Genomic DNA, 20,652 nt, shown 5'->3' with positions numbered 1-20,652 from the left:
ATTAAAGAACTGTTTAATTGGCGGCAATGACCACACGGTCTTCGCCGTCGGCCTCCTTCATGCTTACGATGACCTTGGCCCCGGCGTGGTCCAGCACGTGGCCCGTGTAATCCGGCTGGATGGGCACCTCCCGCCCCCCGCGGTCAATCAGGCAGGCCAGCTCTATGCGGGCCGGACGCCCGTAGTCAAAGAGGGCGTTCAGGGCCGCGCGGATGGTGCGCCCCGTGTAAAGGACGTCGTCCACCAGCACCACCCTCATGTCATCCGTGGAAAAGGAGAGGTTGGAGGAGCGGAGGGAGGGACGAGCCTCCAGCTTGAAAATGTCATCCCGGTACAGGGAAATGTCAATGGCTCCGCACTGGGCTTCCACACCCAGTTCCTTCACCTTGTCCACCAGCCTCCGGGCGATAATGTCCCCCTGGCTGAGCAGGCCCACGATGGCGAGCGGCTCCCCGGGGAAGCGGGCCACGATGCCGTGGGCCATGCGCTCCAGCGCACGGGAAATCCCCGGGCCGTCCAACACGATTTCCTGTGACGGAGGAGGAATCATCTGCCGGAAGGTAAAGGAGTGAACGGTTACAGGCCGGCCAGCTTCAGAATGCGGTGGGCGGCCATGGCGGCGTTAACAGGGGTCTTCTTATGCAGGCCCACCGTGGTGCAGGGCACGCCGCCCGGGCACTGGGCGATGGCCAGCAGGGCGTCAATGCCGTTCAGGGGGCCGCCGGGAACGGGCACGCCGATGACCGGAAGGGAGCAGCTCATCACCACCACGCCGGGAAGGGCCGCGGACAGGCCGGCCACGGCCAGAATCACGGCCTTTTCTCCGCTGGCTTCCAGCTCACCCAGGAACTTGACCAGTTCCGGAAGGTCGCGGTGGGCGGACAGGACGGTTTCTTCATACGGAACGTTCTCCTGCGTAAAATACTCGCGGGCGGGTTCCATAAAGGGTTTATCATTCGGGCTGCCGTAGATGACGATGACTTTCATGGCTGTGTGTGCGGTTGTAAAACTTGCAGATTATGGCCCCAAGCCCCCTGCCCTGGCAAGACTTAACCTTTAAAAAAAACGGCGGGGGCCGCGGGCCGAAAAAGCGCCCGGGCGCAAGAACAAAAACGCCGGAACGGCAACATCCCGACTCCGAACCGCTCCTGAGCGGAACACCTCGCCGGAATGGCGCCCTATACCCATTTCCGCATTCTCATTACCTTACAAAAACGTTCAAGCGCCCTCCGGCTTCATCGTCCGTGTCTTCAGCCATCCCGGGGATTTCCATTTTTCCGGCAATCAGTTCATCCTTCATCTGTTGGAGCAACTTTATTTTTTCCTCCTTCTCCAATACCCGGAGTTTGCGGTTCAATGCCTCAAAAAGAGAGATGCTGCGTTCTTTCAAGCGGTATTTTTCTCCCACGGCAGCACTGATCTCATTGCTCCGGATGTAAAATTCCTTACAAGCCGTGAGGAACTGGACATCGTCCATCTTCTCCCTGCGCATCCTGTCCAGGAGCTTTCCCATTTCCTCCTTCACCGCCTCATAGGCTTTCCTGTAGTCGGGCGGGCACTTTTCCAGCATGTGAGGAGGAATAGCGGACTGCTGGCTGGCGTACACGGCCGCCAGGACTTCCCGCATATCCCTGCCCTCCGTCTCCAGGGTCGCTATCATGCTCATGACATGCCCCAGCATGACCACCCTGCCAACGGCCTCCCGGTCCCGCTCCAGAGCCTTTCCCTCCTCCGTCTCCAAATCCACATTCGCCATGGAGGGAGCGGCAATATCCTGCGCCCGGGAGGAAAGAGGGCACAGGCCGCCCAGCAATACGCCCAATAATAAAAGACGGCTGGCCCCGGACATGTCCGCATCATAGCACATGAGCGTCCGCAGACAATGAGTTTTCCCCCGTGTTTCCCACAGGCGGCTCCGGTCCATTCCGGTAGAACTCCGGCTCCGGGTTCAGTCCTCCACCGCTTCCGGCATCACCAGATGCCCTGAACGCACCTTGTCACGGAACTTCCTGAATGCCTGGACAAAGGATTCCTGGTCCATGTCCCCGCTGGCGTTGACTTCCTGCCTTATCCAGTTCATGACCTGCTGGCACACGTCCTCCATGCCGTATTGCGCCAGGAAAAGGAAAAGTTCCCGGTCTTCAGGATTAAACGGGATTGTCTTTAATTCCCTCTTCCCGTCCACGGCGTCCTTCAGCTCCCGCACCCTGGCATTCATCAGATGCTGGAGCCCCTGCGGGCATTCCTTCAGCTCCTGCTCCGGAAAAGCGGCCAGCATGAGGGGATAAAGGTCTTTCTCCCTGCAAAGATCACTCTGGTTTTCCATGGCGGGCAGGATCACCGCCAAATAAAGCAGCACGAAGAACTTGCGGATGGACGCCCTCTCCTGTGCCAGCTTCTGCCCGGAAGGAGTTTCCAGGTCCACATTAGGCATGCCGGGAGCCCCCACATCCTGGGCCACGCCGGGCAGCGCGAACCACACGGGGCACAGTATTAAGAAGATCCGGAACGCTCTCATGGCTCATTTTGGACAGCTGCGCCCCCCGATTGTTCGAAATCTGCGGGAAACTCCTGTTCCTTCACTATTTTACCTTTCCGGCTCAACTTTACCGGGGAAATCTTAAAATCCCCATTTTCTTTATAAGGACCGGAAAACCGGATTGCCAGGCCTTTATCTCTGAATATGCACGGGAGTGAACCGGAGGGCATTACCTTATTATGCCCCCGGCAGTGCGGCCATGTGATGAACCGGGGGCAAGGAACGATTCCCGTCCCCGTGCCGGAAAGGAGGGCCGCCAGGGAGCGCCGCAAGCTTACGGCCCGGAATCTTTCATCAGCCCCGCGCCTGCTGCGCCATGGCTTCCGCACAGCGGCGGCCGTCCAGGGCGGCGGAAACAATGCCCCCTGCATAACCGGCACCTTCCCCGCAAGGGTACAGGCCTTCCAGTCCCGGATGCTCCAGCGTGGCGGAGTCCCGCGGAATGCGCACGGGGGAGCTGGTGCGCGTCTCACAGCCGATGAGCTGGGCGGACGGCCCGGCAAATCCGCGCCATTTATGGTCAAATTGCCGCAGTCCCTCCCGCATGCGCCACACGATTTCCGGCGGAAGCAGTTCATGCAGGGGATGGGATGCAATGCCGGGGTGGTAGCTGGTGGGAAGAAGGGAGGAGGAAACGCCCCCCTTGAAAAAATCCTCCACTTTCTGGGCGGGGGCTTTCTGCATGCCTCCTCCGGCGCGGCTGGAGGCGGTTTCCAGCGCCTTCTGGTAGGCCACTCCCGCCAGAACGCCGTGCTCCCTGCGGAAGGCTTCCGTGTCCTCCGGATGCACGCTGACCACAAAGCCCGCGTTGGCAAAGGGGGAGTCACGCCGGGCCAGGGACATGCCGTTGACCACCACCTCGTCATTTTCCGTGGCGGCGGGTACGATAAAGCCGCCGGGGCACATGCAGAAGGAGTGGACGCCGCGGTCCTGAATGGTCGTGGTCACGGAGTAGCGCGCCGCCGGAAGCTGTTCCGGGCGTTTCCCGTCCGGGCGCAGATGGTACTGCCGCGCATCCACGAATGCCTGGGGATGTTCAATGCGCACCCCCACGGCAAAGGGCTTCTGTTCCAGCGCCAGCCCCTCCGCCAGCATCATGCGGTACACGTCCCGCGCGCTGTGCCCGGTAGCCAGCAGGACGGCGTCCGCCGCAAACTCCCGGCCATCCGCACAGGCCGCGCCGCGTACGCGCCGCCCGTCCGCGGAACGGAGCAGATGATCCACCCGGGCGTTGAAATGAATTTCCCCGCCTGCGCGCAGGATGGATTCCCGGATGGCCTTCACCACGTTCGGCAGCAGGTTGGAGCCGATGTGCGGATGGGCGTCCGTCAGAATTTCCCGCGGCGCGCCGTGGGCTACGAATATCTCATAAACCTCCCTCACCGGGCCGCGCTTGGTGGCGCGCGTATACAGCTTGCCGTCCGAGAACGTGCCGGCCCCGCCCTCTCCGAAGCAGTAGTTGGAATCCTCAATCACCGTGCCCTGCCGCAGGATGGGAGCCAGGTCAAAGCGGCGGGAGGAGACGTCCTTCCCCCGTTCCAGCACCACGGGCTTCATCCCCAGCTCCAGACAGCGCAGGGCGGCGAACATCCCCGCCGGACCGAATCCCACAATCAGCGCCACCGGGGCGCCGGGCTTCACGGGCGGATAATCCCGGGAGGGGAGACGCTCCGGAGGCAGCGGCTCATCCACCCCCGCCAGAAACCGGAGCTGAAATAAAATTTTCCTCTGCCGGGAATCAATGGATTCCTTCAGCAGGCGCAGTTCCCTGATCCGGGAGGGGGAAATGCCCAGTTTTTCCGCCACGGCGGCGCGGCGCGCCCGCTCGTCCCCGGCCTTCTCCATCGGCAGAATCACATCCACCGTTACGCCTTCCCCCTCGCTCATGGCTCCTCCTTCCGCGGCCGGGGCTGCTGCTGGGTGATGCAGTGGATGGCCCCGCCCTCCAGCACCAGCTTGCGGGCATCCACGCCCACCACCTGTTTTCCGCTGAAGCATTCCCGCAGAATGCCCAGGGCGCGGTCGTCATTCCGGGGCTGGTTGAACACGGGAACAATGACGGCGTCATTTACGATCAGGAAATTGGCGTAACTGGCCGGAAGCTGGTCCAGCCGCCAGTCCTCCGCCCGGAGCGGGTCCGGCATGGGCAGCGGAACAACCTCCACGCCGGAGCCGTCCACGCACTTCAAATCCTGCAGCCGTTCATTGTTCTCCGCCAGGGCGCGGTAATGGGGGGAGGAGGAATCCGGCTCCACGATGGAGACTACGGCATCCCGGCGCACAAAGCGCACCATGTCGTCAATGTGGCCGTCCGTATCATCCCCCTCAATGCCGGAACCCAGCCAGAAAACGGTCTTCACGCCCAGCATGCGCCGCAGCTCCTCCTCCATCGCGGCGCGGCTCCATTCCGGGTTGCGGTTGGGATTCAGCAGCACGGATTCCGTCGTCACCAGCAGGCCGTCTCCATTCCCCTCAATGGCGCCCCCCTCCAGAATCATGGAGGAGCCGCGCACGGGCAGCCCCAGCGCAGCTCCCATCAGGGCGGGAATGCCGTTGTCCAGGTCCCAGGGAGCGAATTTGCCGCCCCACGCGTTAAACTGCCAGTCCGCCAGCATCAGGGAGCCGTCCTTCACGTCCTGCACAAAGACGGGGCCGTGGTCCCGGCACCAGACGTCATTGGTGGGATGATTGAACAGGCTGTACTGTTCCTCCCGCACCCCCGCATCCCGCATGGTCTGCCGGATGCCCGGATGAAGGGCTTCCGCGGCATTCACGCACACGCGGGCATGCGGGGCGATGGCCGCAGCCACGCGCCCGTAAGTCTGCCGGAGTTCATCCAGGCCGCCCTGCCACAGATCCCTGCGGTGGGGCCAGGAAATCCACACGGCGTCCTGCGGTTCCCATTCAGCGGGCCAGCGTACATCAGGTTCCTTGCTCATGGCGGTATGATCGGTCAACTGGGCTGGTCCTGGAATTCGTAAGGCTCCTCAAACGCCTTGCGGAAACTCATGAATCCCTTGAAGTCATCCAGGGAATCTTCCGGCTGCTTGGAAAACACATCCTCCTCAATCAGTAAAAAAACCATCTCCCCCACATTTTTCCCGTTGCGCAGCCCCCAGTCCTTCAACACGGTGGAGGCCATGGGGCCGAACTGGCTCAGGGCGTAATCACGGAAGCCTTCCAGCAGCTCCTGCCCGCTGACATGGCGCTGGGAGCCGTCTTCCTGCTCTTCAATGCGCTGCATGGTGAAATCCAGCGCATCTTTCAGAAAGGCATACGCCCGTTCCGAGAAACGGGAGTCCTTCCGCACAATGCGGCTCACGGCATCTTCAAACGTAGGGGTGGTCATAACGGCGCACCCCCACCCTATAGAGCCCCCCGCGAAAATCAAGGTTTTTGGGAGCATGCGGGGTTCATGACCCCTATTCCTTTTTCAGGCATTCCGGACCGGAATAGGTTCCGGCAAAGACCACCGCCCTGTCCTCCGGGCTGTAAATGAGCCACAGGAAAGGGCGGTTGAATTCTATTTCCGGTCCTTTCCCGCGAGGGGGAGTTCCGGCAATGAATTGTTTCAGCTTTTTCCCCTTCGGAGGCAGAACGGCCATAAACACCGGAGCCCCCTTCCCCCCGGCAAAGAACAGGCTGGCTGCGCGCACGCCCTCCTTCTCATCATACATTCCGCCCTGCCTGGGCCATGAATTTCCTTCCGTAAAGACCTGCTGCTTCATCATGGGCATGATGCAGGAAGAGCCGTCCTCCCGGAAGAACGTTCCCGCCGTGGTCTTCTCTTCAAACCTGCTGTCCCAGAACGCCTTCATATACACGGCGCTGACCGGGACAAGCACTGTCCGGCCACTGATTTCCTGCGGGTTCATAAGGTTCCTGATCCGGTTGTCCGTGTTTTTCGCCGCCCAGGCGTTGACCTGCCGGACGGCTTCCGCCATGTTTTCCCGGAACGGAGCCGGAACCACGCGGTCCGCCCCCACGGCCTTTACATAGTCTTCCTTCAATTTCACGGACCGGTCCGCAAAAATACGGCTGGCGGAATAACAGCGCCATGACCGGGAAAAATCTTCTGATAAAAAAGACCACTCTTTTCCGGTGGCGCCGTTACCCGGCAAAACGGCTTCCATCTGCTTCCCCGTTTCTCCTGCCGCTCCCGGCAACATATAACGGAGAACTTCATACAGGGAGAAGGGGGAAATCATGACATTGCCGCGGCTTTTTTCCACGCACGCCTGGACCAGCCGCAGTTCCGGAGGAGCGGAAACGCCCGGAACCGGCGGCGCAGGGATGCCCGGCCATGACACGGAACCCAGAAAAACCATGCATGCCAATATCCTGAATATCATGGTTCTACATGATCAAATCCTGCCTGCGTGGCAAGTTTTGCCCTCAGATGCCGCCAAAATGCCCCGCAGGCAGCAAGGAAACCTTGCCAGCGTCTGGTCTGTTTGTTATGAATGGAACGCTTTATGTTCCGTTTCTCCATTTTGCTTCTGGCAACCGTGCTGTGCGCCTCCTGCGTATCGCACCGGCCCATCCAGGACAGCAGTTCGCCGCCCATTGACGCGGCCAACCCGCTGGACGGCACCCCCGTGGCCCTGGCCTGGAGCTCCGGAACGCAGCTGATGATGGGGGTGGACACGGGCGCCGTGCAGACCTCCCTGCTTTTCTCCCCGGCGGTGGAATCCATAGGCGCACGCCTGCGCGGGAGGGGCGTCATGCGCACGGCCAATGTTCCCATTTCCCTGAAGGAAGACGGGGAGCCCATCTCCCGGAAACAGGATGTGGTGATGGTGGACCAGGCCCCCTATGACGGCCTGCTGGGCTGGGAGTGCATCCGCAAGTACGTATGGAACATTAACTATCCCAAACGCTCCCACCGTTTTTTCAACAAGCTTCCCGCCAAAATCAAGAGCTGGCACAAGCTGGCCCTGATCCCCGGTTCCGACTACCCGCAGATTGCGGACAAGCACGGGCGCCGCATCATTCTGGATACGGGAGCGCCCCATGCCGTCTATATTTCCAAGAAACGCTGGAGCGCCATCAAGCAGGCCTATCCGGACGCGTTTGTCAGCGTCTATTCCGGCTACAGCCCCGCCGCGGGAGGATTTTACGCTCATGAATGCATGCATGTAAGCTCCTTCCAGCTGGGCCCCCTGGAATTGAAAAACATCCTGCTTTGTGAAAGCTTCGCCAATCCGGACGTGATGGGCATTCCCAATGATATTGACATCATCCTGGGATACGGCGCGCTGTCCGCACGCCAGTTCTGGCTGGACGGGCCGGGGAACGCCCTCTATTTCAGCTCCACCACCCACCGCATGCCTGCCCCCGCCTCCTTCAACCTGATGGGCGGAACCTTCATCCAGGACCGCAACGGAAACGGTCCCATGAAGGCCTATGTGGCCGAATGGTCGCCCGCCTGGGATGCCGGACTCCGGACGGGGGATGTGCTCGTTTCCATCAACGGGAGAAAGAATCCCTACCCGGATCTCGTAGAATATGTAACCACCCAGCGGGGGGCGCAGGCCAGCGTTGTGGTCCAGCGCAGAAACAAACTGGTGCGTATTCAGTGGGAAGTTCCGGCCGCGCCCCCTGCCGGGGATTATTACCCCACGCCCCAGGCTATTACGGAGAAGGAGTTTGAAAACCACGTCAAGCAGCAGGAGGAAAAGGACCAGGGACGGGAAGGCGCCGGGGAACCGCAGCCTGCGGGTTCCGCGGAAGAATCCGCCCCGGCACCTGAAGACCAACCGGAAAAAGGCCCAGCCGCCTGAATCCGCGCCCATCCAGCCATCTCTCTACAACCGGTATGAACAACGCACAGCAGCAGAATACCAATGACGGCACTGACGCCTGCGGCATTCCTTCATCCTTCCAGAAAAAAACCTGCTGGTGCGCCCTGACGGGCGTCGCCATCCTGGCGATGCTGTGCATTGCGGCCTTCGTCATTTTTGAAGTGGTGGAGGTCCTGGGATTTCTGGAACCGGTGCTCCTGCCCATCCTGATTGCCGCCGTCATCTCCTATCTGCTGGAACCGATTGTCTCCTGGCTGGTTCACCTTAAATTTTCCCGTCCGTGGGCCGTGGTCACGGTCATGTTCGCGGCGCTGGCCGTCATGGTGGGCTTCGGCGCCACCATCCTGCCCCCCCTGATCCGGCAGACGGACGAATTGATCGACAACCGGATGGAGCTCTGGGACAAAACCTCCGAGCTGATTGACTCAACCATTGAAATCCCCTTCATCTCCCGCACCATCGACAGCGTTTACAGCACCAGCCTGCGGGAGCTGAACGCAGGCCATTATTCCGTGGCGGAACTCCATGACCTGAGAAACGCCAAGACGGCCCGGGAAAAGCTGGGGGCGTACATGACCATCAATTCCTCTTTTTACCAGGACAAGCTGATGAGCTGGCTCACGTCCGGCGGGAGGGCCCTGTACAGCACCATAGGCATCATGGTGAGCATCCTGATCACCCCCATCTTTGCCTTCTACTTCCTGCTGGAGGCAGACAAGATCAGGGAAAAGTGGCCCAGCATCCTGCCCCTGAAGGCCTCCAAATTCAGAAAGGACGTGGTGGACACCATGGAGGAAATCAACGGATACCTGATTTCCTTCTTCCGCGGCCAGATGCTGGTGAGCATCATTGAAGGCATCCTGATCGCCATCTGCCTGAAGCTGCTCGGGCTGCCGTACGCCGTCACCATCGGCGCGGCGGTCTGCGTGCTGGGCATCGTGCCGTACCTGGGCATCATCACCGCCTTCATCCCCGCGGTGCTGCTGGCCTGGTTTACGTGGGGGGATTTCCAGCACGTGCTGATCGTCTCCGGCATTTTCCTGGCCGTCAACCAGTTTGACGGATGGGTCATCCAGCCGAAAATCGTGGGGGATTCCGTGGAGCTGCACCCGCTTACGGTCATGTTTTCCGTGCTGATCTGGACGCTCATTCTGGGCGGCCTGATCGGCGCCCTGCTGGCCGTCCCCCTCACGGCCGCCATCAAGGTGCTCTACAAGCGGTACATCTGGCAGAACGCCAGCATGCGCCCCATGACGGAGCCGCTACCTCCCCCGGACGAACCTCATGAACAGCCCCCGCCAGGTTCGGACGAACCGGCCGCCGTCTAAACTACGGCGCCCATTCACCACTTTCTCAAGCAAATACCATACACACACCTGATAACAATGAATAAAACCGCATTACACCTGATGCTGGCCCTGGCGGCGGCAGCGGCCTGCCCGGCCGCCACTACGCCCAAGGTCAAGCCGCCCAAAGCCATCGTCATGATTTACGCTGACGACCTCGGCTACGGGGACGTAGGCTGTTATGGAGCCAAGGGGATTCCCACCCCTTCCATTGACAAGCTCGCCAAGCAGGGCGTCCGCTTTACGGACGCGTATTCCACCACCTCCGTCTGCACCCCCTCCCGCTATGCCCTGTTCACCGGGGAATATCCGTGGCGCAAGGAAGGCACAGGCATTTTGCCGGGGGACGCCGCCCTGATTATCGACACCAAGAAGCCCACCCTGCCCAAGATGCTCCAATCCCACGGCTACAAGACCTACATGGTGGGCAAGTGGCACCTGGGCCTGGGGGAAAAGGGAAAGAAGATTGACTGGAACAAGCACATCGCGCCCAGCCCGAACGAAATCGGCTTTGATGAAAGCTTCATCTTTGCCGCTACGGGAGACCGCGTTCCCTGCGTGATTCTGGAAAACGGCAATGTCCGCAATCTGGACCCGAACGACCCCATTGAAGTGTCCTACCAGCACAACTTCCCCGGACTGCCCAACGGCAAGGACAACAAGGACCTGCTCAAGCTCATGTGGAGCCACGGCCACAACCAGGCCGTCATCAACGGCATCGGTCGCATCGGCTTCATGAAGGGCGGCAAGAGCGCCCTGTGGAAGGATGAGGAAAACGCGGATGTCATCACGGAAAAGGCCATTGAATACATCCAGAAGAGCGCCAAGGCCAAGGAACCGTTCTTCCTGATGTTCGCCACGCATGACATCCATGTGCCGCGCTGCCCGGAAAAACGCTTTGTGGGCAAGAGCCAGCACGGCGTGCGCGGCGACGTGACCGTGGAGCTGGACGAATGCGTGCGCCGCATCACGGAAGCCCTGCAAAAAGCCGGCCTGGAAAAAGACACCCTGGTGATCTTCTCCAGCGACAACGGCCCCGTGCTTGACGACGGCTACAAGGATTTTGCCGTCCGGGACAACGCCACCCACTCCCCGGCAGGCCCCTTCCGAGCCGGCAAGTACAGCATTCTGGAAGGCGGCTCCCGCATTCCGTTCATCGTCAAATGGCCCGGAGTGGTCAAACCCGGAGCCACCAGCAAGGCCCTGTTCAACCAGATGGACCTGGGAGCCTCCCTGGAACAGCTGCTGGAACCCGGCAAGGCCAACTCCTTCCGCGACTCTGAAAACGTGATGGCCGCCCTCCTGGGCAAATCCGCCAAGGGACGTGACTACCACGTCATCAACAGCACCGGCAAGGCTCTGGCCATCCGCCACGGCAAGTGGAAGTTCATTCCCGCCGGCGTAGCTATCCGCGACGGGATCAACGGCGCCTCCGCCAAGATGAGCAAGTCACCGGAAGGCGGCAGCCTGTTTGATCTGGAAAAGGACCCCAAGGAACTCAACAACGTGGCCGCCCAGCATCCGGACGTCTGCGAACAAATGAAGGCCAAGCTCCAGGAAATCCGCCAAAGGCCGGAAACCAAGGCGGACCTGGTGGACCTGCTTCCCCTGGACGACTAACAACAGCCAGTCAACCTGAATCATGAGAGAATCCGCCACATGCTCCCAGTGCGGGCACGGGTACACCTACCCGGCTGAACTGGATGCAAAAGCCGGCATGCGCTGCACGTCGTGCGGCGTTCTGATTCACGTTAAAACGGGGCTTCCCTTCGGGGAAGCCCCCTCTTCCCCCTCCGGGCAGAATGAGGAAAACGGCATGAAGAAAACGCCGTCCCTCCCTCCCGTTAAAAGAAAGCAGCCTGCTTCTTCCGGGCGGGACGCCGATGCCCGCGGTCCCATGGAAGAAATCCTCAGGCATCCCATAACCACGGAAACCGGCGGCACCGTTCCCGCCGTATCCTGGCTGGCGTGGGGACTGGCCCTGGTTGCAATAATCCTGGCCTTCATCTTCCCCTCCTACGGGAACGACTCCACGGACCCGCTGTACATGCTCCAGTGGCTGCCGTCCATGATCTTCGGCTGCACGGCGGCCATCCTTTTCATTCAGGGGCTTGCGGCCATGCGCCGCTAGCGGAAGCCGGACTTCCGGAGGCTATTGGAGCAACTCCGGAAAGGAACCGGGGGCATCCAGAAAACCCTTCCCGCACAGCCGTGATTTTTAAGCTTGCCTGTCAAATTAGCAGGGTCTAATTTATGCTCCGTAACTTATGGAACGGGAGGCAGAGGCGCAGGAAAACAGGTGGAGAGCCAGGCTGGACGCCGTCCTGATGCACAGGATATGGGGGTCCCTTATCTTCCTGTGCATTGTTTACGTCATCTTTTTCCTGAGCTTTGCCATCGGGGATCCCCTGGTCAAACTGATCCAGACGGGCACGCAGATGTTCAGCGTCTGGGCCAGCCACATGCTGGAACCGTGGCCCCGCCTGCAATCCCTGCTGGGTGAAGGCGTGGTGGGCGGCGTAGGGGGCGTCCTGGCCTTCCTGCCGAACGTGGTGCTGCTCTTCGGGGCCATCACCGTGCTGGAAAACAGCGGGTACATGATGCGCGTCTCCCGCCTCATGAGCCGCATCATGAAAATCATGGGGCTGAACGGCAGCAGCTTTGCCCCCCTCCTGCTCGGCTTCGGCTGCTCGGTTCCCGCCATCCTGTCCACCCGGAGGATTGGCGCGCGCAATGACCGGCTGGTCACCATCGCCGTACTGCCCATGATGAGTTGCGCAGGGCGCCTGCCCATCTACATGATGTTCGTCTCCGCCCTGTTTCCCTCCCGCTTGCAGGCTACCGTGCTGTTCGGCATTTACGCCAGCGGCGTCATGCTGGCCCTCTGCTGCGCCCGGCTCCTGAAAAACACGTTCTTCAAGACCGTGCAGAGGGACTCCCTCCACCACATGAAACGCCTGCGCCTCCCCTCCCTGCGCAAGGTGGGCCTTCTGATGTGGTCCCGGGCCTTCATGTACGTCCGGAAGGCGGGAACCTTCATCCTGGGCGCCTCCATCATCCTGTGGTTCCTGAATACCTACCCCAAGCCGGAGGAAGGCGCCGCGCCGACTGCCGCCGCGGCCATGGAGCATTCCTACGCCGGGCAGATAGGCCACTGGATGGAACCTGTCACGCAAGTGGCCGGCTTTGACTGGAAAATCAATTCCGCGCTGCTGGGCGCTTTTGCCGCCAAGGAAATCTTCGTCACCCAGATGGGCATCCTCTTTGCCGTGCAGGACGGGGACTCCGGCCCCGCGGCCCAGCAGACGCTGAATGCCCGTCTCAAGGCCAGCTATACCCCTCTGCAAGGCATCAGCATCATGATATTCTGCCTTATCGCCCTGCCCTGCATCGGCACCGTCACCGTCGCCAAACGGGAGGCTGGCACCTGGTGGTTCGCGCTGGCTCAATTTGCGGGGCTGACGCTGCTGGGCTTTCTGACGGCTACGCTGGTGTACCAGGCGGGATCGCTGCTGTAGAAGAGACCGGAAAATACCGCATACCCCGGCAAGTCATCCCGCCGCCAACCGGAAGCGGAGGCTTGATTCCCTCCTCTTCCAGATTCGCCCGCCCTGCGGGCTTCAAGCTCCGCTTCCCGCCAACCAAGCCCGGATCATGCCCGGTTTCTTTTCAGCTGCCGCAAGGGCCTGGCGATTCTTCATGGCTTCTTCCACAAAAAAACCGGAGGGATGCCTCCCTCCGGTTTCCGGATACGGTTGGTAAAACCAATTAAATGGTCTTGATGACGGAAGACTCGTCATCCTCCCTGTCGTCAGAGGCGGCCTTCTTGGTGGGAACAGGCGTCTTTTTAACCTTTTCCAGGGCTTTTTCTACTGCCGTAATCACCTTGTCTTCACCAGTCTTCTCACTGGCAAGTTCATTGTAAACCTTTTCCTTGGCTTCATAATCAGCCTTGGCGGCGGCATCGTTCGGGTTGGCCTTGAACTTGTCTTCCGCCTTGAACAGGGCTTCTTCCGCGGCCTGGAACTTGGGTTCCACCTCATTCCTGTGGTCTTCCGCCGTCTGCTTGATGCGGCCCAGCAGGCGGATCACATAAGGACGGTTGCTCAGCCGCTTGAAGGCGGAAACCAGGAACTGGCGGCGTTCGCTCGTCTTGGCATCCGCAATGAGGGGTTCAAACAGCTTGAGGGTGGCGTTGTCATCCCGGTCACGGTCCACGGAAAGCACGCGGAGAATGGAATCATGGGCCTGGGTGCGCACGCGTTCATGCAGGGATTCATCCTTCCAGGCCTTGAACAGGTACGGAACGGCGTCATCCGTATTCCAGTCCCCCCAGGCGGTGACGATGGCCAGGGCCTTCTTGGGGTCTTCCTTGTAGCTCTTTTCCATCATGTCCAGCACCTTGGGATCACCCGTGCGGGCCAGCAGCTTGTAGAGGATCTTGACGTTTTCCTCCGGCATGTCCTTCTGGTACTGCAGCAGCTTGGAAGACAGGGCCGTACGCTTGGCGGGGGGAGCTTCGTCAATCAGGTAGCGGGCCGTGCGGAAGGCGGAGGAAACCAGGTCCTGGGAAGCATCCTTCTGCTGGAGAATCTTCATGATGTCGTCCAGGTCGTCCAGCTTCATCGCAAAGCGCATGTACTTGAGCACCACGGCCTGCTTGTCCTGAATCTTCTTGTTCTTGCTCTCGCTGATGGAGGCGTACAGGTCTTTCAGCATGTCACGCATGGCGGGGCTGGAGGATTTGGCCAGCAGCGTCACCATCATGGAGTATTTTTCCTTGCTGTACTTGCCGACGTTTTTCTTCATGTCTTCCACCACCTGGCGGGCGATGTTGTCATCCATCTGGGCCATGATGGAAACCAGGTGGGCGGCTCCGGGCCAGTTTTCCCGGTTCCCCTTGACTCCCCTAACATTGGAGAGCAGCAGGGCGGCGTCCTCCGCATTCGGCACGACTTTCACGTCCGGAACACGGCCAAGATTTTTGGAATCAAAAAGGCGGCTGCGGCCCAATTTGCCGCCTTCCACCACGAGCTCGTTCAAGCGCGCGTTTTCCCCTTCCACCTGGTCTTTCTTGCTATTGGTATGCCATGCGTAAATCCCCACGCCGCCGGCGGCAAGCACCAGAATGCATACCCCGTAAATCACACCCCTCAGCAGGGATTTGGATTTATCTACGGAGGCAACCATTTCCCGGGCGGTTTCCGCCCCGGCAGGCGGCTGGATTCCGCCGGTTCCCGGCACGGGAATGCTGCCGGTGGGGGAAGCCGCCGCGGCAGGCACAGGCTGGGAAGAGGCGGCAGACGCCGCAGAAGGAACAGGTGCTGGGCCCAGGGGGGATTTCAGCACCTTCAGCCGGGGCACGGAACTTCCATCCTGGGCAGCGGCTGGCGCTTCCTCCTCCTTGGCAGGAGCCGGAGCGGTCTTCAAAACTTTCAATTTGGGAACGGTGGATGCAGCGGGGGCCGGGGCTGGTTCCGCAACAGCGGATTCCGGCTCCTGGGCAGCTGCAGGCGCCACACCGGCAGCCTGCGCCAGAGCAGCGGCCTGGGCGTCCGCCAGGGCTTTCTGGGCTTCCGCTATTTTAGCGAGGGCATCCTGAATCTGGGCGTCCACCGCGGGGTCCGCCATGGGCTTGGAAGCGGCTTCCTTCTGTTCCTGTTCCGCAGCAAGCCGGGCTCTCTCCTCCTCCGCGGCCATGCGCGCCGCTTCCTTTTCCGCGGCAATGCGGGCGGCTTCCTGTTCGGCGGCAGCCTTTTCCGCGGCAATCCTGTCCGCTTCCGCCTGCTCCGCGGCACGGCGCGCGGCTTCTTCTTGCTCCTGGGCCAGCTTGGCCTGCAATTCAGGAGTGAGGAAACGCGGCTTGGCAACTTCCACGCCTTCCGCGGCAGGAGAAGCAAACTTCACCTTGGACGCTGCGGGAGGGGCTGCCGTTACGAGACGCCGGCGTAATTTGGGAGCCTCTGGAGAAGACGGGGATTCTGGCTGATCTGTCATGATGATAAAATGGCTGGAAGATTGGGGTGATTTTACATGATATCCGCGGCCCTGCAATCTCAAAATCCCGGCTGACGAACGGACGCGGAGCGCGCCGGAATCCCTGATTTAAAAAGGTATTCCGGAAAAATGCTTCATGCGGAGCGGAAAATGAAAAGACGTTTAAACATCCTTCAAAAGCCCTTGCACAAATTGTTAAACAACGCAATTTTTTAATGATAAAAAACGTGAATAAAGGATAGGAACCATAATGAATCTCAAGAACATGTGACCGTTATTTAAACGTTCTTTTAAATCATGTCAAAATACATGCTCTTTTTTCTTGCTACCCTCCGGAGCTTTTATTAAACAAAGAACCACTCGTCAATATCATGAATTCCAACGACAGCACCAAAAACAAGAGGCGCTATACGCCTGAAGAAAAACAATCCGTTCTTGATTTCATTGCTGAACGAAAAACCCAGAACAAAAGGGGCGCCCAGAAAGAAGCCGCTGAACGCTATGGCATTAGCACAGTGACTATTTCCAGCTGGATGAAGGCCACTAAAGCCAAGCGCGGCCGCAAGCCCGGCACCAAAAACACAGCGGCCCCCAAGGCGCAGCCCCTTGCAGCGGCCCAGCCCGCAGACCTGCGCCGTCTGGCCGCCGTGCTGGAAGAAATTGCCGACCTTGAAGCCCAGACAGCCAAGCTTGACACCCTCCGCGCTGAAGCCGAGGAACTCAAAAACAGGCTGACCGCCAGACAGGCCTGATTATAGTTCTCCATTCCTTCTCCCGATAACCGGCTTTCCTTAACGGAGGGCCGGTTATTTTCTTTCCGGAGATCGCACTTGCCCCTCCGGAACAATTCCTTTAATATTTGCGGCCGTGACTCAACCCGCCCACATTGCTCCCGCGAGCCAGTCCGTGGAAGGCATGTATGCCGACTACTTTCTGGATTACGCCTCGTACGTCATCCTGGAACGGGCCGTCCCCAAGATCAATGACGGGTTTAAACCCGTGCAGCGCCGCATCCTGCACGCCATGGACAGGCTGGATGACGGACGCTATAATAAAGTGGCGAACATCGTGGGCGACACGATGAAATTCCACCCGCACGGCGACCGCTCCATTGCAGATGCGCTGGTGGGCCTGGGACAAAAAGGGCTGCTGATTGATACGCAGGGAAACTGGGGCAACATCCTGACGGGAGACCCCGCGGCGGCCTCCCGGTACATTGAAGCGCGCTTCACCCCCTTTGCCCACGATGTGGTATTCAGCCCCAAGGTCACGGAATGGCAGCTTTCCTATGACGGCAGGAACAAGGAACCGGTCAGCCTGCCCGTCAAATTTCCCCTCCTTCTCGCCCAGGGGGCGGAAGGCATTGCCGTGGGCCTGTCCAGTAAAATTCTCCCCCATAATTTCAATGAGCTGATTGACGCCTCCATCGCCCATTTGCGCGGACAGCCTTTCCAGCTTCTGCCGGACTTTCCCACCGGAGGCGTGATGGACGCCACCAACTACCGGGACGGGGAACGCGGCACGGGCCGCGTGCGTATCCGGGCGCGCATCATTACGGAATCAAAAAAACTCCTCCGCATCACGGAAATACCGTTCGGGGTCACTACGGAACTCCTGATTGATTCCATCGTCTCCGCCGCGGAGAAGGGAAAAATCAAAATTGCCCGCATTGAGGACAATACGGCCCAGCACGCGGACATCCTGGTGCACCTCCCCGCCGGAGCGGACCCGGAGCAGACCAGGAAAGCGCTGTTCGCCTTCTCTGCCTGCGAGGTCAGCATCTCCCCGAACGCCTGCGTCATTGTGGAAGAAAAGCCCCGGTTCATGTGCGTCAGCGACATCCTGCGCTACAACACGGACTCCACCAGGGAAATCCTGCGCCGGGAGCAGGAAATACGCCTCAAGGAACTCAACGAGGCATGGCACCAGGCAAGCCTGGAAAAGATCTTCATTGAAAACCGCATCTACCTCTCCATTGAAGATTCAGAGACATGGGAGGAAGTGCTGGACACCATTGACCGGGAATTGCAGCCCTTTGCCGCCGCACTGCGCGGCCCCATCACCAGGGACGACCTGGTGCGCCTGACGGAAATCAAAATCAAGCGCATCTCCAAATTTGACGCTTTCAAGGCGGACCAGCACATCCGGCAGCTTGAGGCGGACATTGAACAGACGCAGAAGAACCTCAGCCAGCTCACCAGGTTCACCATCCGCTGGTTTGAGTCCCTGCGCAAAAAATATGGCGCGGCCTATCCCCGGAAAACGGAAATCTCCTCTTTCGGCTCCGTGGACCGGGCCCAGGTGGCCGTGGCCAATGAAACGCTGTATATTGATGAAGAGGGCTTCGCCGGCTATGGCGTCAAGAAGGGGAACCCCGTCTGCAAGTGCTCCACGCTGGACGACGTGCTGGTCATCGACAGTACGGGGGTGCTCAAAATCGTGCGCATCCAGGACAAATTCTTTGCCGGTAAAAATCCCCTTTATATTTCCGTGATCAAGAAAGATGACGATCCCGTCTTCAATCTGATTTACCGGGACGGCAGGGACGGCCCGGTGTACGCCAAACGCTTCCATATAGGCGGCTTTACCCGGGACAAGGAATATCCCCTGACGCTCGGAACCAAGGGAACGCGCATCTTCCACTTCTCCGTGCATGAGACGGAGGAAAACAGCGCCCAGATCAGCGTGAACGTGTACCTGAAGGCCGTGCTGAAACTCCGCAACCTGGTCAGGCCATTCCACTTCTCAGAGCTGAGGATTAAAAACCGGGGCGCCCAAGGCAACATCATCACCAAGCACCCAGTGGAACGCGTCTCCCGCATCATGCCTCCGGCCAAATCCGGGGATGAAGAAGCGGAGGAAGAAGCCTCCGCCCCTGAAGCGGAACAGGCGCAAAGCACGCCCGCTCCGGATGCGGCAACGCCGCAGGCTTCCCCGGCCCCGGGCCAAGAAGGCCCCCCCTCCGGACCTGCGCTGGAACAGGGCTCCCTGTTTGAATCCTGAAGCATTTAAAATGAGGAGCGTCCTCCCTGCCACCCCATTTTCGGCTTGCCACAGCGGGCCATCTCCGGTAGATATGTGCCACCTTATTCACCACGCCGCTTTAGCTCAGTGGTAGAGCACCCGCCTTGTAAGCGGACGGTCGTCAGTTCAAATCTGACAAGCGGCTCCATTATAAACCCCTCAAGTTCACCGCTTGAGGGGTTTTCTTTTTATGGGCGGCATCATCCACGTCTGCACGTTCCATTAAACAAGGGTTCAGCGGGCATATAGCATTGCCATGAAATGGACGCGTACCTTTCCGCAGGAGCATGCATTGTTGACTTGCGCGGAACGGAAGGGGGAGGGAGATATCTTTTTCCTTCCTCCCCGGATTCCCGGCGGAACACCTCCCCTATCCGGGAAAGCAACCGATAAAAAAGCCCCCCGGCCCGAGGGCCGAGAGGCGAAGTATCCTAACGTAAAGTCCATTAACAGTTACATCATTTCCGGCAGGACGCAAGACTTAATCCTCCTCCCCGGGACAAATAATTTTTCCTGCACAGGAAAAATCACTCAATGCCATGGGCTCTCACACTCTTGAAATTCGTAAGAATTCCCCCGCATCCTCTTCATGGAAAAACGGCCAGACGGGATACTCGGGAACGGACCCGGTGCGTTATTCCAGGTAACCAGCCGGAATGTTTCCCGGATTTCAAACCTGTCCCAGAGCCGGAAAGCGGAATCAATCCGCGCCTTTCAGGGGTTCCTGCAAATTTCCGGCGTGGTGATTTTTGCCGCCCATGATTCCAATCTCCTGCCAGGGAATCCGGCTTGTTCATGCCCTGGCTCCGGGGACAACAATGGACACGTTAAAAAGCCGTTTCCCCTCTTGAACATGCACTGATTGCAGTTCCCGGAAATACTATCCATCGTTGAATCAATGAATACTACAGAAAAAAACATGGCTGCGGCCATTCTCCGCTTTGAAGATGACCGCGTTACAGGCCCGAATTCCCTCAGGGTCACCCGTCTTCCTGCCGCCGACAAGGGCGGCAAGTGGGAGATTTGCGGCATTTGCGACGGCATTGAACCCGCCGTATTCAACCGCCTCAAAGCCCTGCTTGATGCCGGAAAACGGGAAGAGGCCTGGGAAGGATGCCTGCAATACGTTCTGGATAATACCTCCGCCGTACGCTCCTGGATCGGCTCTGACGCCCATCCGGCCACGGAATTCATCCTGCGCGACCATTACTTCAATTCCGGAAGCAGGAACACCGGAAAAATCCTGCAGCGGGCCCTTAATGACCACGGGGCCTCCCTCACGGAAGACGGCATTCCCGGAAAACAGACTCGGGAAACATTGCAAACCGTTCTTGCCCGGTCCGGAGAGGCCAAATTCCTCGCCAGCCTCAATGAGCGGCGCAAGGCGTTTTACCGCTCCTGCAAGCAGTTCCCCATCTTCGGGAAGGGCTGGCTGAGCCGCAGTGAAGACGCCTACCGGTTCGCCTGTTCCCTGGTTTAGAAAAACTGCCGTGAAAAAGCGTCCATGCGGTCTCCCCGCATGGGCGCTTCCGTTTTATCCACATGGGGGAAAGGCGTCTTCCCCTCCGCAGACGCCGCCAGCAGGCGGCAAAACCGGGCTGAAGAAAGCTTCGCCAGCCGGCCGTCCCCCCGCTTGCCGTGCTGGGTCAGAATCCACCGCAGGGAAAGAATCTCCTGTTCATAAGAAAGCAGGTTCCGCACGTCCCCTGCCAGAAAATGAAGGTGCCAGGCGTCGCACCGTTCCGGCTTGAACCGGCAGCGGACATCAACAATCCGGCAAAAGGGGGCGGCGGAGTCCACCCGGCGCGCCATCAGGACCAGCTGCGGGGTAAGAACGCATACGTCCTGGTGGCATCCGTCTTCCTCCATCTCCTCCGCCTTCCTCCCCGCGGCCAGGTAGTACGCGGCGGCGGCTGATAAAGCGTTCATTCCATCCTCCTTT

18 protein-coding genes and 1 tRNA gene are annotated in these 20,652 nt (G+C 59.6%); 9 read left to right on the top strand and 10 right to left on the bottom strand.

Annotation, left to right across the window (positions count from 1 at the left end; all coding sequences use genetic code 11):
- Window positions 1-13: 13 nt before the first annotated feature.
- The 8 genes from pyrR to CXU21_RS00270 all read right to left on the bottom strand — a co-directional run bounded on the left by pyrR (window position 14) and on the right by CXU21_RS00270 (window position 6,867).
- Window positions 14-550 (bottom strand): bifunctional pyr operon transcriptional regulator/uracil phosphoribosyltransferase PyrR, encoded by a 537-nt coding sequence (gene pyrR, locus CXU21_RS00305; RefSeq protein WP_102724607.1) that lies wholly within the window; start codon window positions 548-550, stop codon window positions 14-16.
- A gap of 26 nt (window positions 551-576) precedes the next feature.
- Complete coding sequence (locus CXU21_RS00300) at window positions 577-987, bottom strand: AIR carboxylase family protein (protein WP_102713726.1); 411 nt, start codon at window positions 985-987, stop codon at window positions 577-579.
- A 214-nt stretch (window positions 988-1,201) separates the two neighbouring features.
- Complete coding sequence (locus CXU21_RS00295; RefSeq protein WP_146016869.1) at window positions 1,202-1,924, bottom strand: hypothetical protein; 723 nt, start codon at window positions 1,922-1,924, stop codon at window positions 1,202-1,204.
- Window positions 1,925-1,948: 24 nt separating this feature from the next.
- Entirely contained in the window at window positions 1,949-2,518 is a 570-nt protein-coding gene (locus CXU21_RS00290) for a hypothetical protein (protein WP_146016868.1), read from the bottom strand.
- A 315-nt stretch (window positions 2,519-2,833) separates the two neighbouring features.
- On the bottom strand, window positions 2,834-4,426 hold the full coding sequence (locus tag CXU21_RS00285) for an NAD(P)/FAD-dependent oxidoreductase (RefSeq protein ID WP_102724605.1): 1,593 nt from the start codon (window positions 4,424-4,426) through the stop codon (window positions 2,834-2,836).
- Window positions 4,423-5,478, bottom strand: coding sequence for an agmatine deiminase family protein (locus tag CXU21_RS00280; RefSeq protein ID WP_102725406.1), 1,056 nt, complete (start codon window positions 5,476-5,478; stop codon window positions 4,423-4,425). Before CXU21_RS00280 ends, CXU21_RS00285 begins: the two co-directional genes overlap by 4 nt.
- 14 nt (window positions 5,479-5,492) lie before the next feature.
- Entirely contained in the window at window positions 5,493-5,888 is a 396-nt protein-coding gene (locus CXU21_RS00275) for a Minf_1886 family protein (protein ID WP_102713943.1), read from the bottom strand.
- 73 nt (window positions 5,889-5,961) lie between these two features.
- Window positions 5,962-6,867, bottom strand: a complete 906-nt coding sequence (locus CXU21_RS00270; RefSeq protein WP_180972557.1) for a serpin family protein — start codon at window positions 6,865-6,867, stop codon at window positions 5,962-5,964.
- A gap of 147 nt (window positions 6,868-7,014) precedes the next feature.
- Here CXU21_RS00270 and CXU21_RS00265 point away from each other — a divergent pair, with 147 nt between their 5' ends.
- From CXU21_RS00265 to CXU21_RS00245, 5 genes are all read left to right on the top strand, one after another.
- A complete protein-coding gene (locus CXU21_RS00265) occupies window positions 7,015-8,322 on the top strand; it encodes a PDZ domain-containing protein (RefSeq protein ID WP_146016683.1) in 1,308 nt (435 codons plus the stop codon).
- A gap of 35 nt (window positions 8,323-8,357) precedes the next feature.
- Window positions 8,358-9,671, top strand: a complete 1,314-nt coding sequence (locus CXU21_RS00260; RefSeq protein ID WP_102713738.1) for an AI-2E family transporter — start codon at window positions 8,358-8,360, stop codon at window positions 9,669-9,671.
- Between the two features lie 57 nt (window positions 9,672-9,728).
- Complete coding sequence (locus CXU21_RS00255) at window positions 9,729-11,309, top strand: sulfatase family protein (protein WP_102724603.1); 1,581 nt, start codon at window positions 9,729-9,731, stop codon at window positions 11,307-11,309.
- 22 nt (window positions 11,310-11,331) lie between these two features.
- Entirely contained in the window at window positions 11,332-11,820 is a 489-nt protein-coding gene (locus CXU21_RS00250) for a hypothetical protein (RefSeq protein ID WP_102724602.1), read from the top strand.
- Between the two features lie 136 nt (window positions 11,821-11,956).
- Entirely contained in the window at window positions 11,957-13,207 is a 1,251-nt protein-coding gene (locus CXU21_RS00245; RefSeq protein WP_102724601.1) for a ferrous iron transporter B, read from the top strand.
- Between the two features lie 250 nt (window positions 13,208-13,457).
- On the opposite strand, the gene CXU21_RS00240 is transcribed toward CXU21_RS00245, so the two are convergent.
- The gene (locus CXU21_RS00240) at window positions 13,458-15,686 is read right to left on the bottom strand and encodes a hypothetical protein (protein WP_146016867.1); all 2,229 of its coding nucleotides are present in this window, start codon (window positions 15,684-15,686) and stop codon (window positions 13,458-13,460) included.
- A gap of 371 nt (window positions 15,687-16,057) precedes the next feature.
- On the opposite strand from CXU21_RS00240, the gene CXU21_RS00235 reads away from it, so the two are divergent.
- From CXU21_RS00235 to CXU21_RS00215, 4 genes are all read left to right on the top strand, one after another.
- Complete coding sequence (locus CXU21_RS00235; protein WP_102724599.1) at window positions 16,058-16,438, top strand: hypothetical protein; 381 nt, start codon at window positions 16,058-16,060, stop codon at window positions 16,436-16,438.
- A gap of 115 nt (window positions 16,439-16,553) precedes the next feature.
- Complete coding sequence (locus CXU21_RS00230; protein ID WP_257997336.1) at window positions 16,554-18,689, top strand: DNA gyrase/topoisomerase IV subunit A; 2,136 nt, start codon at window positions 16,554-16,556, stop codon at window positions 18,687-18,689.
- Window positions 18,690-18,783: 94 nt separating this feature from the next.
- A tRNA-Thr gene (locus tag CXU21_RS00225) sits at window positions 18,784-18,858 on the top strand.
- A 750-nt stretch (window positions 18,859-19,608) separates the two neighbouring features.
- The gene (locus tag CXU21_RS00215; RefSeq protein WP_257996545.1) at window positions 19,609-20,190 is read left to right on the top strand and encodes a putative peptidoglycan-binding domain-containing protein; all 582 of its coding nucleotides are present in this window, start codon (window positions 19,609-19,611) and stop codon (window positions 20,188-20,190) included.
- Here CXU21_RS00215 and CXU21_RS00210 read toward each other — a convergent pair.
- On the bottom strand, window positions 20,187-20,639 hold the full coding sequence (locus CXU21_RS00210) for a hypothetical protein (RefSeq protein ID WP_102724597.1): 453 nt from the start codon (window positions 20,637-20,639) through the stop codon (window positions 20,187-20,189). The two genes, CXU21_RS00215 and CXU21_RS00210, sit on opposite strands and share 4 nt — an antisense overlap.
- Window positions 20,640-20,652: the final 13 nt, after the last annotated feature.

This window comes from Akkermansia muciniphila (assembly GCF_002884975.1).
In the GTDB taxonomy this organism is placed as follows: domain Bacteria; phylum Verrucomicrobiota; class Verrucomicrobiia; order Verrucomicrobiales; family Akkermansiaceae; genus Akkermansia; species Akkermansia muciniphila_C.
Note: the sequence above shows the minus strand (reverse complement) of the source record. Positions and strands in the feature narration are given on the sequence as shown.